The following is a 15,616-nucleotide window of genomic DNA, read 5'->3' as shown; positions in this document are numbered from 1 at the left end:
GCCCGCCGGACCTGCCGCCTGTCATGGCTTCTTCTGCTCAAACAGCCAGCTCCAGAACTCTGGGTTGGCATAAGTTTGAGTCCACGAATCATGACCGACGCCCGGGTAGATGGTGAATTTGACCGGCGCGTCGATCTTTTTCAGAGCATCATAAATCTTCTGGCTGTTCTCGATCGGAACCGCGCCGTCTTTGTCGCCATGGAAGATCCAGCAGGGCATGCTTTTGAGACGTTGCGCTGTCACCCAGCGCACACCCGCACCGCCGCAGATGGGAGCGATGGCAGCGTAGGTCTCAGGATACTCAAAAGCGGTCTCCCAGGTGCCAAAGCCTCCCATGCTGATGCCGGTGAGATACACGCGCTTGGGATCGACACGCAGCGTTTTGATCAAGTGTTCGGTGACCGCTTGCACACTGTGCGGATTCCACAGGTTGTTGGGTTCGCATTGCAGGCTGGCGATGATGGCGGGAAATTTCTGCCCGGCAGCCAGCAGCTTCGGCGGTCCGTGTTTCTTGATCAGTTCGAGATCGGTGCCGCGTTCTCCGGAGCCGTGCAGGAACACTACCAGCGGCCATTTTTTATCCTTGTTGTCTGCGTAGCCCTCCGGCTTGCTCAGGAGGTAGCGATAGTTGACCTTGATGACAAAATCACCGCTGTATGAAGCCGGTGTTTGTGTGTCTGCGAGAAGTACGGATGAGGTGGCAAGAATGAAGAAGGCGGCAAGTTTGACCATGAGAACACAACGTCACCCAAGATGGACGCCTTGCCCCTCAGATCACTGCGGCCTCATCTTTCCCGTACCGGGCAGGGCGCTCAGGAAGAAATAGCGCGGCGAGCGCAGGAGATCGCCGACTTCACGAATGGCCATGCAAAAAAGCAGTTCATCAAGCCGGCCGCCAGCCTGGGGATGATTTTTGAGATAACCATCCAGGAAACGGCGCAGGCGCTTGTTGGCATTGAACTCCAAAGGCACGCTGCCGAGGTTCAGCAGCAGCAGGATGACGATGACTCCGGCGGTGACGAAAATGGCGTTCTTCGCTATGAGAATACGTGCGATCATCAATCCCACGATGGCGAAGACAGCGGCCATGGGAATGTAGCGGCTCATGCGGATGCAGCTCTGCCGCCACTTGAGTTCGCTCAAGGACTCGCCGGTCTGCAGCGCATGCGCCGCCTCATGCAGGGCGATGGCCCAAGCGGACAAAGTCGTGCCCTCGGCGACATCCCGACGCAGAAACAGCCGGCGGCGGGTCGGGTCGAAATAATCGGTCACGACAGCGTTGTGCTCGACGATCTGCACGTCCTCCACCCCCTCTGATTTCAGAAACATGAGGGCGATCTCGCTGCCGGTATGCGCGGTGGGGGCATTGGCACGAAAGCCTTTGATCATCATCGATTCATGGCGTGCCTGAGCCCAGCGGGCGACGGCGAGGCCGAGGAAAAGAGCAGCGACAATGAGAATGAAGACCATGAGAGGAAGCGGGGATCACCCTCGCAGCAATACGGGTGCTGGCAAACCATCCATGCGTTGATCTTGCGCCGAGGGGGGAGGCATGATTGCATGGCTGCATGATTCGTTTTGTTATCTTGTGCCTGCTTGCAGCAGGTTTTTCCCAAGCTGAAGACATTCTTGGCCAAGGGGAGTTTCGTTATCGGGTGGTGCCTGGCTGGGGACGTGAGGCGCTTGCGCAGGTGAACGTCAAAAATGGTCACGCAGTGAACATTGATGCAAATGGACGCTTGTTGTTTCTGACTGATGACGTCAGGAACAATGTGGTTGTGCTCGATCCGAAAACGGGGGCCTTGATCAAGCACTGGACGGGGCGCATGCCGGGAGCGCATGGGATGAGTCTGGTGCGGGAAGGGGAGCGCGAGGTGCTCTTCATCACGGACACCCAGCTCCACGAGGTGCGCAAATTGACGCTGGATGGCGAAGAACTGGCGCATTTTGCATGGCCGGAGCAGGCGAAGCTGCATGCGAGCGCGAATGAGTACCGGCCCTCGAAAACGATTCACTTCGCGAACGGGGAGTTCTGCGTGTTTGACGGGTACGGGAAGGACTACATTTTTCACTACAAGCCGGATGGTTCGCTGCTGCGCTGGTGGGGGGGAAATTTGGGGGAAGGGGAGAACCAACTGAAGCATTGGGGGCCGCATGGCGGCGGAATTGATGTGTCGGATTCCGCAAAAACACGGGTGATTATCGCCATGAGCGACCAGCAGGAGATCAAACGTTTTACGGTAGACGGGCAGTTCATCGACAAAATCGCCATGCCCGGCGGGAATCCGAGGGACATCGTGTTTTGGGGGGAGAATGTGATTGTGCCGCATCTGGGTGATCAGTGGCCGAAGGACAAGAACTCCCCCGGCTTCATTTCCATTGTGGACCGGGAGTATCGGATCGTGTCCAACATAGGTGCACCAGCGGCTGTTTATGTGGATGGGGTATTGCAGCCAATGCAGAGCGATCACAAGACCTTCATTCATCCTCATGGCGTGGCTGTGGATGCCGAGGGAAACCTTTACGTGGCGCAGTTTGCTTCGCCGGCGGCACCCCTGCTGAAACTGGAGCGCATCAAGTGAATGCAACTTTTGGCTGGCAGACGGGTTATTAGCCTCAATGAAGACTGAGACCAGCTATCAAGTTGCCAACAGGGTGCAGCGGCGGAAAATGACCGCCATGCGACCTCTGGTCTTCCTATTTACCCTCGCCACGGCTGCTCTCGCTCAGTCGGAAGGTGACAAACCAATGCCGCCGCCTCCGCCGAAACCTGGCGACGGACCACCGCCGTATCGTGACGGCGATCGCCATGGACCTCCGGGCATGGGCAGACCACGTGGGTTTGACGGCTTTGAAAAACTCTCTGAAGTCGAGAAGCAGAAAGTGCGGGCCGCTTTCGAAAAGGCCTGGCAGCGTCCCGAGGTGATCGAATCGCGGGACAGAGCACTGCGGGCGAATGAGGAGATGCGCAACACGCTGCACAACGCACTGAAGGAAATTGATCCTGAAGTCGTGGGCATCCTGGAGAAGATCAAACCGCAGTTTCCGATGGATCAGCGTGGCCTGCCAGAGATGCCGAAGCCGGATTCGCCCAATTTCGCCCACATGGCGGCCATCCGACTCGGGGCTGAATTGCAATCCATCTCACGGCCTGAGCGTCGTGATGAGACGCGGGTTTTCCATGAGCGGCTGCTGCAGCTGCCGCGTGTCAAAGAAGCCCTGGCGAGGCTGGATACACTGCCTACTGCAGAGCGCATGGAGGCCTTCAAAAAATTCCGCGACATCTACCGCGAGGCTGCGGGTCAGGAATTCATGAAATTTCGTGAGCGGGGAGGAGATCCCAAGGACGGGTTCCGCCGTCCGCCAACGGAGCAGGACAAGCCTGCTCCTCCTCCCGGGCAGCCGAAGCCGTAAAACGGATCAATCTCCGCCGCCCGCTTCCTTGCGGCTGTTGCCAAAGGCGTCTTTGACGGCAGCCACGGCATAGTCGCGGTTGAGCTTGGTGATCCAGCGGACGCTGATCTCCTTGGGGCAGGCGGCTTCGCACTCGTATTGATTGGTGCAGTTGCCGAAGCCTTCCTTGTCCATCTGGCGGACCATGCCGAGGGTGCGGCGGTCTTTTTCAGGCTGACCCTGAGGCAGGGAATTGAGCTGGCCGGCTTTCGCGGAGACGAAGAGCATGGCGCTGGCGTTTTTACAGGCGGCCACGCAGGCACCGCAGCCGATGCACTCGGCGGCGTCCATGGCGGAATCAGCGACCTCCTTGCCGATGGGCAGGGCATTGGCGTCCTGTGGAGCGCCGGTGCGGACGCTGACGAAACCGCCGGCCTGCTGGATGCGGTCAAAGGCACCGCGGTCGATCATGAGATCCTTCAAGACCGGGAAGGCGCGCGCGCGGAAGGGCTCGATCCAGATGGTGTCGCCGGTGCGGAACTTGCGCATGTGAAGCTGGCAGGTCGTGGTGGCTTTTTCAGGGCCGTGGGGCACGCCGTTGATCTGCATGGAGCACATGCCGCAGATGCCTTCACGGCAGTCATGGTCAAAGGCCACGGGATCTTCGCCCTTGGAGATGAGGCGCTCGTTGACGATGTCCATCATCTCCAGGAAGGAGGCATGATCGGGAATGTCCGGGGCGTCGATGTCCTGGAAATGACCGGGTTGCGAGCCGTTCTGACGCCAGACTTTGAGGTGCAGATTGAGTTGAGACATGGGGACGGGAAAGAAACGTTATTTGTAGCTGCGGACGGCGAGGTGGACTTCTTCGAAGGTCAGCGGCTCCTTGTTGAGGATGGGCTGGCTGAGGTTGCCGGTGTATTCCCAGGCGGCGGCGTAGCTGAAGTTTTCGTCGTCGCGCTTGGCTTCGCCATCCGGGTATTGATATTCAGAGCGGAAGTGGCCGCCGCAGCTTTCTTCGCGGTGGCGGGCGTCGAGGCAGAGCAGTTCGGCGAACTCCATGAAGTCGGCCACGCGGCCGGCTTTTTCGAGTTCGGGATTGGTGAAGTCGCCGCTGCCGGGGACATTGACGTTCTGCCAGAATTCTTCGCGCAGGGCGGGGATGCGGTTGATGGCCTCGGTAAGGCCTTCCTTGGTGCGGGCCATGCCGCATTTGTCCCAAACGAGGAGACCGAGTTCACGGTGGAAGCTGTCCACGCTGCGCTTGCCCTTGATGTTGAGGAAGCGCTTGGTCTGCGCGGTGCAGTTTTCGACGGCCTTCTTGAATTCAGGATGCTCGGTGGTGATGCTGCCAGGCTTCTGATTCACGAGGTAGTTGGCGATGGTCGTCGGGATGACGAAGTAGCCATCTGCAAGGCCCTGCATGAGCGCGCTGGCGCCGAGGCGGTTCGCGCCGTGGTCGGAGAAGTTCGCCTCGCCGAGCACGTGCAGGCCAGGGAGGTTGCTCATGAGGTTGTAGTCCACCCAGAGGCCGCCCATGGTGTAATGAACGGCGGGGTAGATGCGCATCGGGCGCTTGTAGGCGCTTTCACCGGTGATGCGCTCGTACATGTCAAAGAGGTTGCCGTAACGCTCGGCGATGGTCTTCGCACCGAACTGGCCAATGGCTTCCGCGAAATCGAGATACACGCCGCGACCGCCAGGGCCGACGCCGCGACCGTCATCGCAGGCTTCCTTGGCTGCACGGGAGGAGATGTCACGAGGGGCAAGGTTGCCGAAGCTGGGGTACTTGCGCTCCAGGTAGTAGTCGCGGTCCGCTTCTGGAATTTGATCCGGAGCCTTGCCGCAGTCTTCCTTTTTCTTGGGCACCCAGACGCGACCGTCGTTGCGGAGGGACTCGGACATGAGCGTGAGCTTGCTCTGGTAGTCGCCGCTGACGGGAATGCAGGTCGGGTGGATCTGCGTGTAGCAGGGATTGGCAAAGAACGCACCTTTGCGGTGAGCGCGCCACGTCGCGGTGACGTTGCAGCCCATCGCGTTGGTGGAGAGGTAGAAGACGTTGCCGTAACCGCCGGTGCAAAGCAGCACGGCATCACCTGCGTGAGATTCGATTTTGCCGGTGACGAGATCGCGTGTGACGATGCCCTTGGCGTGGCCGTCCACGGTCACGAGATCGAGCATTTCAGTGCGCGGGTACATCTTCACGCCGCCGGAGGCGATTTCCTTGTTCAGGGCCGAGTAGGCACCGAGCAGAAGCTGCTGTCCGGTCTGACCACGGGCATAAAAGGTGCGGCTCACCTGAGCACCGCCGAAGGAGCGGTTGGCCAGCATGCCGCCGTATTCACGCGCGAAGGGCACGCCCTGCGCCACGCACTGGTCGATGATGTTCACGCTGACTTCGGCGAGACGATGCACGTTGGCCTCACGGGCGCGGAAGTCGCCGCCTTTGACCGTGTCATAGAAAAGACGGTGCACGCTGTCACCGTCGTTCTGATAGTTCTTGGCCGCGTTGATGCCGCCCTGCGCTGCGATGGAGTGGGCACGACGGGCGCTGTCCTGGAAGCAGAAGCACTTCACCTTGTAGCCGAGCTCCGAAAGCGTCGCTGCTGCGGAGGAGCCAGCAAGACCGCTGCCCACGACGAGCACGGTGAACTTGCGTTTGTTCTTCGGATTGATGAGCTTCGAGTCCTGCTTGTGCTTGGACCACTTCGTGGCCATCGGGCCGGAGGGAATGTTGGAATTAAGAGACATGGCGAGTCGCAGAAAAAATTAACGTCCGTAGCCGAAGAAGTAGATGGCGATGGGGATGGAGCAGTTGCCCACGAGGATCAGACCCGCGAAGGCGTAACCGAGTTTCTTGAACAGCGGCTCCGTCTTGTCCGTGGCGACGCCGAGTGTCTGGAACAGGCTGCTGAAGCCGTGGCTGAGGTGGCTGGTGAGCAGTACCATGGCGAGGATGTAGAAGAACACCGCAGGAGCCCAGGAGAAGCCTGCGATGACCATGCGATAGACGTCATGGACGGTTTCGCCGTGGAGCGTGGTCTTGTAGGTGCCGTAGTCGTTGCCGGCGTGGACGGTGAAGTGCAGCAGATGGTAAACGATGAAGGCCAGGATGGTCAGGCCGCTCCAGATCATGATGCGGGAGGATTTGCTGCTCACCTGCGCCTTGTGCTGACCATACTTGTCCAGACGTGCGGCGCGGTTGGCGCGGGTCAGAGAGATGGTAGCAACGATGTGAATCACCACTGCGACCAGCAGGCCGATGCGGGCGATCCAAACACCACCGCCATGCAGCGCGGTCTGAAGCATGTGACCGTATTCATTGATGGCGTCCTTGCCGACAAAGATCAGCAGGTTGCCGATCATGTGGCCAAGCACAAAGCCGATCAGTGCGAGGCCGGTGAGGGCCACAAGAATCTTCTTGCCAATGGAGGAGGCGTAAAATCGCGAAAGGGAGTCAAAAACAGCGCTCATGTGGGGAGGATTTCATCATGGAGATACGATGCGGCTGTGCAAGCCGAGCGTGCAATTTTCCTGAGGAATGTCTGCTGCGAACAGGTCTCAATCCCGCTCCACCGCCATGGCGATGCCCATGCCGCCGCCGATGCAGAGGCTGGCGATGCCGCGTCGCAGGCCGTGATCTTCGAGATAGTGCAGAAGGGTGACCAGCACACGGGCGCCGCTGGCGCCGAGGGGGTGACCGAGGGCGATGGCGCCTCCGCGTGGATTGAGCTTCGCTGTGTCGATATTGAGCTCCTTGATGCAGCCGAGCGCCTGGGCGGCGAAGGCTTCATTGACCTCGATGGCATCGACTTCACCGAGGCTCCAGCCGGTTTGGGCGCAGACTTTGCGAATGGCACCCACGGGACCGAGGCCCATCAAGGCGGGATCACAGCCAACAGCGGCGCAGGCGATGATGCGTGCGCGGGGTTTCAGGCCGTGGCGTGAGACGGCGTCTTCGCTGGCGAGCAGGGCCAAAGCAGCGCCATCATTAATACCTGAGGCATTGCCGGCGGTGACGGTGCCGTCTTTGCGGAAGGCTGGCTTTAGCTTTGATAGGGAATCGACCGTGGTGTCGGCGCGCGGATGCTCGTCATCGGTCAATTCACCGGCGGGAATAATCTCGCGGCTCAAGGCGGCACGACTGGCGGCGACACGGCTCTGGCTGAGTGCGGAGAAGGCATCCTGTTCGGCGCGGGTGATGCTGTGTTTGTCGGCGATGCGTTCAGCGGTTTCGCCCATGCCTATTTTGAGAAGGGGATCGGTGAGACCATCGACGAACATGGCGTCCTGCATGGAAGAATCGCCGAGCTTTTTGCCCCAGCGCAGATCCGTGGCGTAATGCGGGGCGCGGCTCATCATTTCCACGCCGCCGGCGAGCACGAGATCGTTTTCACCACTGCGGATGGCATCGGCGGCGAGCGCGACGGCTTTGAGGGAGGAGCCGCAGGCCATGTTGACGGTGTAGGCGGGCACTTCCTGCGGCAGGCCGAGCTTGAGTCCGATCTGACGCGCCACATTCATACCGCTGCCAGCTTGAAGAACCTGGCCGAGGATGACTTGCTCAATGTGGGCGCGCAATTCCTGTGGAAGCATGGCATCTCCGAGAGCGTGTCCGAGTTCTGCTGCGGTGAGGGCTTTCAAGCCACCGCCGAAACGGCCGATGGGGGTGCGCTTGGCGTCGATGATGTAAACGGGTTTCATGGGATGATGGAGATGGTTTCGGCGAGCAACGGAGTGAACTGCATTTGATCGAGAACGTCGCGCTGCAGATCTAGCCCGCCGGCGATTTCGATGAGGCGGAGGCCGTGCGGGGTGAGTTCAAAGACGGCGCGGTCGGTGACGTAGAGCACCTGTTGGCCCCGGGCGATGGCGGAGGGGCCGTGGAAGCAGACGTGCTGGATGTGATTCACGAACTTGGCGTTTCCCTTTGCCTGAAACGTGCAGCAGAAGACGAGGCGGCGTGCGCACTGGGCGATGTTTACGAAACCGCCGACGCCTGCGAAGCGGTCTGCAAAGCTGGCGACGTTCACGCTGCCTTCGGCATCGATTTCGACGGCGCCGAGCACGCCGATATCGAGCCCACCGCCATCGTAGAAGTCGAATTGGGAAGGCTGGTCGATGATGGCCTCTGGAAAGTGGCTGCAGCCAAAGCTGAGACCGGAGGCGGGCACGCCGCCAGTGGGGCCGCTTTCGACCGTGAGGGTGAATTCGCTCAGGCGGCCGGTTTCCGCAGCGACCATGGCCACGGCTTCGGGAAGGCCGATGCCGAGATTGACGATGTCGCCGTTGCGCACTTCGCGCAGCGCACGCGCGCCGATGCGTTTGCGCTCGGATTCCGGCATTGGGGGCAGGGTGAAAGTGCCGTCACTGGTGACGACGAAGTCCTCGATGAACACTTCGCCAAAGGTCTGGTCATGGTGAATGCCGCCCGAGGTGACGATGTAATCGACCAGAAGGCCGGGGACGCGCACGGATTTGGGATCGGGCAGCTGGTCGACGATCTTTTCGACTTGGGCGATGACGATGCCGCCGTGATTTTTCGCGGCCTGCGCCATCGGCAGCACTTCGCTGATCAGGCCTTCGCGCTCCATGCTGAGATTGCCGCGAGGATCGGCATAGGTGGCGCGGATCAGGGCCACATGGATGGGCATGGGTTTGTAGCGCAGCCAGATTTGGCCATCAAGTTCGATGCGCTCCACGAGTGGTTCGGTGGTGCGTGCGTTCAGCATGCCGCCGCCGTGAATGGGATCGATGAAGGTGTTCAGCCCGACCCGCGTGAACAAGCCGGGACGTTTGGCGGCGATCTCGCGCGTCAGCACGCTCAGCACTCCCTGAGGCAGGTTGTAGGCCTCGACTTCGTTGGCCAGAGCCAGCGCCCCGAGTTTTGGCGCGAGGTTCCAATGGCCGCCGACGATGCGTTTGAGCAAGCCGCGATGGGCGAGGTGGTTCAAGCCGCGCTCTGCGCGGTCTCCCTGACCTGCGCAGTAATAAAGAGTGAGATCGTTTGGCGTGCCGGTTTGCAGGAAGCGCCGCTCCAGGGCGGCAGTGAGCATTTCCGCATGTCCGGCACCGACGAAACCACTGACGGCCACGGTGGCACCGCTGGGAATGGCGGCGATGGCTTCGTCTGCTGTGGCTAGTATGGCTGGGGCGCGCATTGAAACGTTTTTAGAGCATCTGAATGATTTTATATTCCTTGGAGGGGAGGTATGTAGAGGGGCCACTTCATGCTGGCGAAGGGCTTCCGTTGTCCCCTCACCCCGGCCCTCTCCCCGAAGAGGAATATGCGTTGTCGTGAGTCAGGGGCGGGGAGAGGGAGAGCTGTTTTGGAGTATTTAGTCAGCCTCTCCAGCCGCCGTTGATTTCGATTGTCTGGCCGGTGACATACGATGCCAGCGGAGAGCAGAGGAAGAGGACGACATTGGCGACTTCCTCTGTGGTGCCGAAGCGAGCGAGGGGGACGTTTTTGATCATCTCGGCGCGGACATTTTCGGGAATGGTGGCGGCCATGGCGGTATCGATGACGCCGGGGGCGATGGCGTTGGCGCGGATCTGCTTGCGGGCGGCTTCGCGGCTGAGGACGCGCATCATGGCCTGCACGCCGGACTTGGCGGCGGCGTAGTTGGCCTGGCCAAAGAAGCCCTGAATGGCGGCGATGCTGCCGAAGCTGACGATGGCACCGCCATCACGCATGATCTCCAGGGCGTATTTGCAGCAGTAGAACACGCCGGAGAGGTTCACATCGATGACGGCGTCCCATTCATCGAGGCCCATTTTGGCGATGGTGCGGTCCTTGATGATGGCGGCATTGTTCACCAGGAAATCGAGGCCGCCGTGACGGGCCTGGATGTCTCCCATCATGCTCTGCACCTGCTCGGGTTTGGCGACATCTGCAGCAATGATGCTGGCGCTGTCTGTGCGGAGGAGGTTGAGTTCATCGGCGAGGGCTTGAGCGCCTTCCGTGGTGCCGGGGGTGCCGAGGTGGTTGATGACGACCGTGGCGCCTGCACGATGGAAGGTGCGGGCCACCTGCGTGCCGATACCCTGCGATGCGCCGGTGATGAGGGCGACTTTACCTGTGAGATCGATGGAAATCATGTGTGAGGATTTAGGAGACGTCGCCCGACACATCAAGCTTTCCTCTACATGGAGGATCATTTGCCACGTCCTGCAGCCTGTGGCATAAACCGTGCATCATGGTCAAAAAACTCCTCCACACCCGCTACCGGGTGAACGATCTCGAAAAGACGATCAACTTTTACACGCAGGTGCTCGGCCTGAAGGAAGTGCGCCGCCACAAGTCGCCGCGTGGTTCCGAGCTGGTCTTTCTGCAGACACCGAACAGCGATGAACTCATTGAGATTTGCAGCTTTCCCGCCAGCGGGCCGGTGACCTTTTGCAGCGATCTGACGCATCTGGCGTTTGAGGTGGAGAGCATTGAAGAGTTTGCCAAACATGCCGCTGCACTGGGTTATCCGCTCTCGGACGGGCCGACCCCCAGCTCGAGCGGTGTATTTGCTTTCATTGACGCTCCCGAGGGTTATGAGATAGAACTGATCGAATACCGCAAATAATCTCGTAAATACAACTCCATGGACTTTGACTGGATCGGCGCCGCGTTTGACCTCTCACTCCTTCCTCCGAAGGATATTGAGGAGTCGTTTGAGGATCCGTTCTCGATCAAACTGCTGCCGGACGGCCAGGAGGGGAGCGCGGAGGCTCGTTACTACAACCTGGGCAAATCGCTTCAGGGGAAGTCGGTGTTCAGTGTGTTTTGGACCGACGGCAAACACTACCGTGTCATTTTCGCCCGGCTGATGACTCCCGGGGAGCATGACTTTTTCGAGCGCAAGAAGGCGGAAGAACTCTGAACCCACCCAGCACCATCATGGAAACCGCACCTGCCGATTTGAAGCCTGTCCGAGCATGGAAAGATGTGCCGGCATTTGATGGCGACGAAGCCGAAGGACAATTCTGGGCCGCGCACCAGCTGGACGCGCGCCTGATGCAGGCGTCCATCCATCGCGCGGATGTGCGTGAGTCCACCACGATCACGCTGCGGTTTGACCCGCGCATGCTGAGCCGCATCAAGCGGGTGGCCCGCCGCCGCTACCTGAACTACCAGAGCATGATCAAGCAGTGGCTGAGTGAGCGCATGGAGCAGGAACTGAAAGACTGAGGCATAAAAAACCCGCGCTCGGTGAACGAAGCGCGGGTGCAAGTGAGTGTCCTGTCTTAGAGCGAGGACTTGAGAGCGGCGGAGGCGACGAAGCGCACGGTCTTGGAGGCTTTGATTTCCACAGGCTCCTTGGTCTTGGGATTGCGGCCCATGCGTGCGTTGCGGTCCACCGGCTTGAAGGTGCCGAAGCCGATGAGCTGCACGGGGCCCTTTTTCACACCTTTGGTGATGGCGGTCAGCACAGCGTCCAGAGCTTCAGAGGCGGCTCGCTTGGAGGTGTCGCCACCAAGGATTTCCTGCACTGCGTCGATGAGTTGAGCTTTGTTCATGAGCGTGGGTGAGATTCGTTGTTGGATAGAAGGTCAGTCCGTTCCAGAATGCATGTGGCGCGGCGCTTTTTATGGCGCTTTCCGATTCGTTTCACAATCATAAAATCTTTCTTCCTGCCCATGGATCCATTAAAGAAATTCTTGCTTCCTGAATCACGGCCTTCTGTGGCTGCGGATGTGTTTATTGCCCAAGGAGCCATTGTGCTGGGCGCGGTGGAACTGGGGGCGCAGTCCAGCGTCTGGTTCGGCGCGGTCCTAAGGGGAGACATCAACCGCATCGTGGTGGGTGTGCAAAGCAATGTGCAGGATGGCAGCGTGCTGCATGTGAGCGATGACTGCGCGTGCGTGCTGGGGGATCGCGTGACGGTGGGGCACCGCGCCGTGGTGCATGCCTGCACCGTGGGGGATGAGGTGCTGGTGGGCATGGGGGCGATCATTCTGGACGGTGCGCAGATCGGAGCGCGCAGCATCATTGCGGCGGGAGCTTTGGTGACCAAAAACACGATCATTCCGGAAGGCTCGCTGGTCGTCGGCTCACCGGCACGGGTGGTGCGTGCGCTGTCTCTGGAGGAGCAGCAGGCGAATGCGAAGCTGGCGCTGAAGTATGTCGAGGTCTCGCGGCGTTTCCTGGCCATGGGACTTGGCGGAGGGGTCGTGGAGATCGCCGGGGGGGCTCCAGTTTAGGCGCACAAAAACCCACGGTGTGTGTTGCCATCGGGCTGCGTGCGGTTTTTAATTGGAGTTAATGAACAAGGACGTCATCGAAGTGCAGGTGAGAGCGGTGCTGCCGCTGGAGGGCAGCTTTGCCGTTTTCCTGGGGAATGAAACGAAGGTCTTCGTGATCTACATCGACGAGTCGGTGGGGACGGCGATTTCCATGTTCATGCGGGGGGTCTCCAAAGAGCGGCCGCTGACCCATGATCTGGTGGGGCATCTGCTGCTGGCCTTTGGCGCCAGGGTGGAACGCGTGGTGATCAACAACATCAATGGCAGCGTCTTCCATGCGCGGCTCATCATCTCTGCGGAGAACGAACTGCAGACTACGCGCAAGGTGATCGAACTGGATGCACGCCCGAGCGACAGCATTGCCATGGCGGTGCAGCAAAGCGCGCCGATCTTTGTGGCCAAGTCCGTGTGGGACACGGTGGAGGATGTGAGCGACACGCTGGCCCAGATCGAGAAGAAAGGGCTGGAGGTGCAGCAGGCGGCTGAAGCGGCTGCAGAGGAGGACGAAGATGATGAGGACGACATCGAGGAGTTCAGCGATGAAGACATCAACACCATTGCGGGCCTCGAACCTGGCAAGAGTGAGGATGAATATGACGACGGCTTCGGCGGCGATGACGACGACGAGGAAGGTGAGGAGTGGAAGAAGGCGGATGGCTGATCAGCGCCTCGTCAAAGCGGCGCGGAGTTCCAGGGCCTCACCGTAGCCGGGGGAGATGCGCAAGGCGTGATCGAGTGCGGCGATGGCTTCGGGGATGCGGTTTTGCCGTGCGAGAATGGTGGCGCGGGCATAGGGGATGCCGGGATCGCGGGGATTGGCGAGTTCGCCGCGTTGTAATGCGCCGAGGGCTCCGGGGATGTCGCCCTGGCCGTTTTTGGCGAGGCCCAGATTGTACCAAGCGCGTGACAAACTGGGATCAAGACGGGTGGCTTCCTCCAAAGATTGAATCACGGCCGGGATGTCGCCCGTCTCGCTGAGAGCGAGGCCGAGTTCGTAATGATACTCGGCGTGATTGGGAGCGAGTTTGATGGCATCGCGCAGTTTGGCGATGGCGAGCTGAGTCTGGCCGGTGGTGCTGTACATCATGGCCAGATCGTGATGGAAAGGGGGTGAGTTGGGATCCCAGCGGATGGCGGTTTCCATGTGCTGGGTGGCGGCGGAAAGATTGCGCCGGGCGAACTCGAACTGGGCGAGCTGCATCTGGCCGCTTGGCTGGTCGGCGTTCCAGTTGAGCATGTGCTGCAGGTCCTGGCCGGCGGGGGAGTCGAGGTGCAATCCTTCACGCAAAGACCATGCGGCGGAGACGCGAACGCTGCGTGCCGGGTCATTGAGCAGGGGCTCGATGGCGGAGCGGATCGAGCCGTTTTGCAAGACGGGTTCGAGGGTGCGGATGGCGCTCTCACGTACGAGCGGATGAGCGTGCTGCAACTGGGCGGTCACGGCGGTTTGCACGGCAGGCTGGTCGATCCAGCGGTCGAGGAGCAGTGTGGCGCTGGCTTTCCAGTGGGGGATTTCATCGCTGCTGAGCAGATCCATGAGTCCGCTGCGGGCCTCTTCATTCCCCTGGCGAGCCTGGGCGATGAGCGTGGCGCGGGTGCGCGTTTTGCGGTCCATTTTGGGGCCCCACCACTTTTGGGTGGCTTCGAGCGCCCAGTCGGTGGTTTTGTCGGTGTGGCATTTGTTGCAGGCGTTGGGCACGTTGAACTGCTTGGTGAGCAGCGGATCGGGAATGGTGAAGCCGTGGTCGTGGCGTGGGTGGCGCTGCATGTAAACCGTCTGGGGCATGTGGCAGTTCACGCATTGATTGCCGGTGCTGGCGGTTTGATGGAAGCTGTGCGCTTCAGGCATGATGGGCGGTGCATTGGGGAAGCCGCCGGGGGTGTGGCAGCGCATGCAGAGCTGATTGCCGGGCAGGACGGTCTTCATGCTGTGCATGTCGTGGCAGTCCATGCAGCGCACGCCGGCGTTGTGCATGCGGCTGCTGAGAAAGCTGCTGAACTCGTAGTCTTCTCCGCGAATCTGGCCGTCGGGGTAGAAGGTGTCGGATTGATCGGTGATGGAGAGGCGGTAGTGGTCCCAGAAGGATTCGCCGGGGACGAAATCGCCGGTGACTTCACTGCGGAGGGCGTGGCATCCGGCGCAGTTTTCAATGTGCTGGTCGCGGGTGAATTTGGTGAGGGTGGGATCGCCTTTGGCGCCGGGATGGGCGTGCTGCCAGGTGTTGTGCGGCTTCATGGGGCCGTGGCAGGATTCGCAGCTCACGGACATCTCTGCCATGGTGGTGCGGTAGGCATCGGTCTTGGCGTCGTAATTTTTGCGCAGTCGGGTGTTGTGGCAGGAGGCGCACATCTGGTTCCACACCATGCCGCGACCGGTCCAGTGGCCCCATTCGCCGGGCTTGCGGTCTTCATTGCCATAGACATTGAACCACTCGTTTTTCTTTGGATCGAGGCAGGCTTCCATGGCCTGCAGGCGGCCATGGCCACCATCGACGAGGAACTGGCGCAGTGGATCGTGGCCGATGACGCGTTCGACGCGGTAGGGGGTGATTTTATTGCCAAAGCCGAGGGCGGTCAGTTCGTAGTCACTGCCGTTTTTGCGCACCTCAGTCGTCTGCGAGCCGTGCTGGAAGCTGCGGGTTGGGACGAAGGCCGGGTCGTCGAGCTTGGGGTCGGGTTTGCGTTCCGCGAGGCCGTGGTGGGATCCCTGCCACTTGGCGAACTGATCGGCGTGGCATTCACGGCAGCTTTGGGAGCCGGCGTATTGGGCGAAGGTCGTGTTTTCGTCCGGCATCGTGTAGGGCTCAACCTTCGCGAGGGAGATCGCCACGGGGGCGGCGGGCAGAGGGGTGTACTTTTTCTGCGGCCATAAAGCCCATGCGACCAATGCCACCACGCCTGCGGCAATGCCTCCGAGGAACAACCCGGCCTTCCACGATGATTCGGGTGGTGGCGGGGCGGGTGGGGACTTTTTCTTCATGCGTGC

The 15,616-nt window shown here is 60.4% G+C and carries 17 protein-coding genes; 7 read left to right on the top strand and 10 right to left on the bottom strand.

The features are described 5' to 3' along the window. Positions 1-21: 21 nt before the first annotated feature. Both AC24GY_RS22630 and AC24GY_RS22625 read right to left on the bottom strand, forming a co-directional pair. Complete coding sequence (locus AC24GY_RS22630) at positions 22-732, bottom strand: carboxylesterase family protein (RefSeq protein WP_487687512.1); 711 nt, start codon at positions 730-732, stop codon at positions 22-24. A 42-nt stretch (positions 733-774) separates the two neighbouring features. Next, a complete protein-coding gene (locus tag AC24GY_RS22625) occupies positions 775-1,470 on the bottom strand; it encodes a zinc metallopeptidase (protein WP_487687509.1) in 696 nt (231 codons plus the stop codon). Between the two features lie 98 nt (positions 1,471-1,568). Between AC24GY_RS22625 and AC24GY_RS22620 the strand changes: the two genes are divergently transcribed. Both AC24GY_RS22620 and AC24GY_RS22615 read left to right on the top strand, forming a co-directional pair. After that, positions 1,569-2,582, top strand: a complete 1,014-nt coding sequence (locus AC24GY_RS22620) for an NHL repeat-containing protein (protein ID WP_487687507.1) — start codon at positions 1,569-1,571, stop codon at positions 2,580-2,582. Between the two features lie 37 nt (positions 2,583-2,619). Next, positions 2,620-3,414, top strand: a complete 795-nt coding sequence (locus tag AC24GY_RS22615; protein ID WP_487687504.1) for a hypothetical protein — start codon at positions 2,620-2,622, stop codon at positions 3,412-3,414. Between the two features lie 6 nt (positions 3,415-3,420). Here the strand turns inward: AC24GY_RS22615 and AC24GY_RS22610 are convergent, their stop codons facing one another. From AC24GY_RS22610 to AC24GY_RS22585, 6 genes are all read right to left on the bottom strand, one after another. Continuing rightward, a complete protein-coding gene (locus tag AC24GY_RS22610; protein ID WP_461523916.1) occupies positions 3,421-4,209 on the bottom strand; it encodes a succinate dehydrogenase/fumarate reductase iron-sulfur subunit in 789 nt (262 codons plus the stop codon). An 18-nt stretch (positions 4,210-4,227) separates the two neighbouring features. Then, positions 4,228-6,144 carry a fumarate reductase/succinate dehydrogenase flavoprotein subunit gene (locus AC24GY_RS22605; RefSeq protein WP_422318431.1) on the bottom strand — a complete coding sequence of 639 codons (1,917 nt, stop codon included), beginning with the start codon at positions 6,142-6,144 and terminating at the stop codon, positions 4,228-4,230. Positions 6,145-6,162: 18 nt separating this feature from the next. Further along, positions 6,163-6,867, bottom strand: a complete 705-nt coding sequence (locus AC24GY_RS22600) for a succinate dehydrogenase cytochrome b subunit (RefSeq protein ID WP_487687501.1) — start codon at positions 6,865-6,867, stop codon at positions 6,163-6,165. Positions 6,868-6,954: 87 nt separating this feature from the next. Next, positions 6,955-8,097 (bottom strand): thiolase family protein, encoded by a 1,143-nt coding sequence (locus AC24GY_RS22595; protein ID WP_487687499.1) that lies wholly within the window; start codon positions 8,095-8,097, stop codon positions 6,955-6,957. Beyond that, the gene (locus tag AC24GY_RS22590) at positions 8,094-9,554 is read right to left on the bottom strand and encodes an acyl CoA:acetate/3-ketoacid CoA transferase (RefSeq protein WP_487687497.1); all 1,461 of its coding nucleotides are present in this window, start codon (positions 9,552-9,554) and stop codon (positions 8,094-8,096) included. Before AC24GY_RS22590 ends, AC24GY_RS22595 begins: the two co-directional genes overlap by 4 nt. A gap of 181 nt (positions 9,555-9,735) precedes the next feature. After that, positions 9,736-10,494, bottom strand: coding sequence for an SDR family oxidoreductase (locus AC24GY_RS22585; protein ID WP_422318423.1), 759 nt, complete (start codon positions 10,492-10,494; stop codon positions 9,736-9,738). 98 nt (positions 10,495-10,592) lie between these two features. On the opposite strand from AC24GY_RS22585, the gene AC24GY_RS22580 reads away from it, so the two are divergent. From AC24GY_RS22580 to AC24GY_RS22570, 3 genes are read left to right on the top strand one after another with little or no spacing between them, the layout of a single operon-like run. After that, a complete protein-coding gene (locus AC24GY_RS22580; RefSeq protein ID WP_397380537.1) occupies positions 10,593-10,970 on the top strand; it encodes a VOC family protein in 378 nt (125 codons plus the stop codon). Positions 10,971-10,988: 18 nt separating this feature from the next. Next, on the top strand, positions 10,989-11,267 hold the full coding sequence (locus tag AC24GY_RS22575; protein ID WP_422318420.1) for a BrnT family toxin: 279 nt from the start codon (positions 10,989-10,991) through the stop codon (positions 11,265-11,267). Positions 11,268-11,284: 17 nt separating this feature from the next. Continuing rightward, positions 11,285-11,575, top strand: a complete 291-nt coding sequence (locus tag AC24GY_RS22570) for a CopG family antitoxin (protein ID WP_487687494.1) — start codon at positions 11,285-11,287, stop codon at positions 11,573-11,575. Positions 11,576-11,631: 56 nt separating this feature from the next. On the opposite strand, the gene AC24GY_RS22565 is transcribed toward AC24GY_RS22570, so the two are convergent. Beyond that, a complete protein-coding gene (locus AC24GY_RS22565; RefSeq protein WP_422318416.1) occupies positions 11,632-11,904 on the bottom strand; it encodes an HU family DNA-binding protein in 273 nt (90 codons plus the stop codon). 120 nt (positions 11,905-12,024) lie between these two features. On the opposite strand from AC24GY_RS22565, the gene AC24GY_RS22560 reads away from it, so the two are divergent. Further along, positions 12,025-12,588, top strand: coding sequence for a gamma carbonic anhydrase family protein (locus tag AC24GY_RS22560; protein ID WP_487687491.1), 564 nt, complete (start codon positions 12,025-12,027; stop codon positions 12,586-12,588). 61 nt (positions 12,589-12,649) lie between these two features. Further along, a complete protein-coding gene (locus AC24GY_RS22555; RefSeq protein ID WP_487687487.1) occupies positions 12,650-13,291 on the top strand; it encodes a bifunctional nuclease family protein in 642 nt (213 codons plus the stop codon). On the opposite strand, the gene AC24GY_RS22550 is transcribed toward AC24GY_RS22555, so the two are convergent. Beyond that, entirely contained in the window at positions 13,292-15,610 is a 2,319-nt protein-coding gene (locus AC24GY_RS22550; RefSeq protein WP_487687485.1) for a tetratricopeptide repeat protein, read from the bottom strand. Between the last annotated feature and the right edge of the window lie 6 nt (positions 15,611-15,616).

This window comes from Prosthecobacter sp. Pr1 (assembly GCF_057652315.1).
Note: the sequence above shows the minus strand (reverse complement) of the source record. Positions and strands in the feature narration are given on the sequence as shown.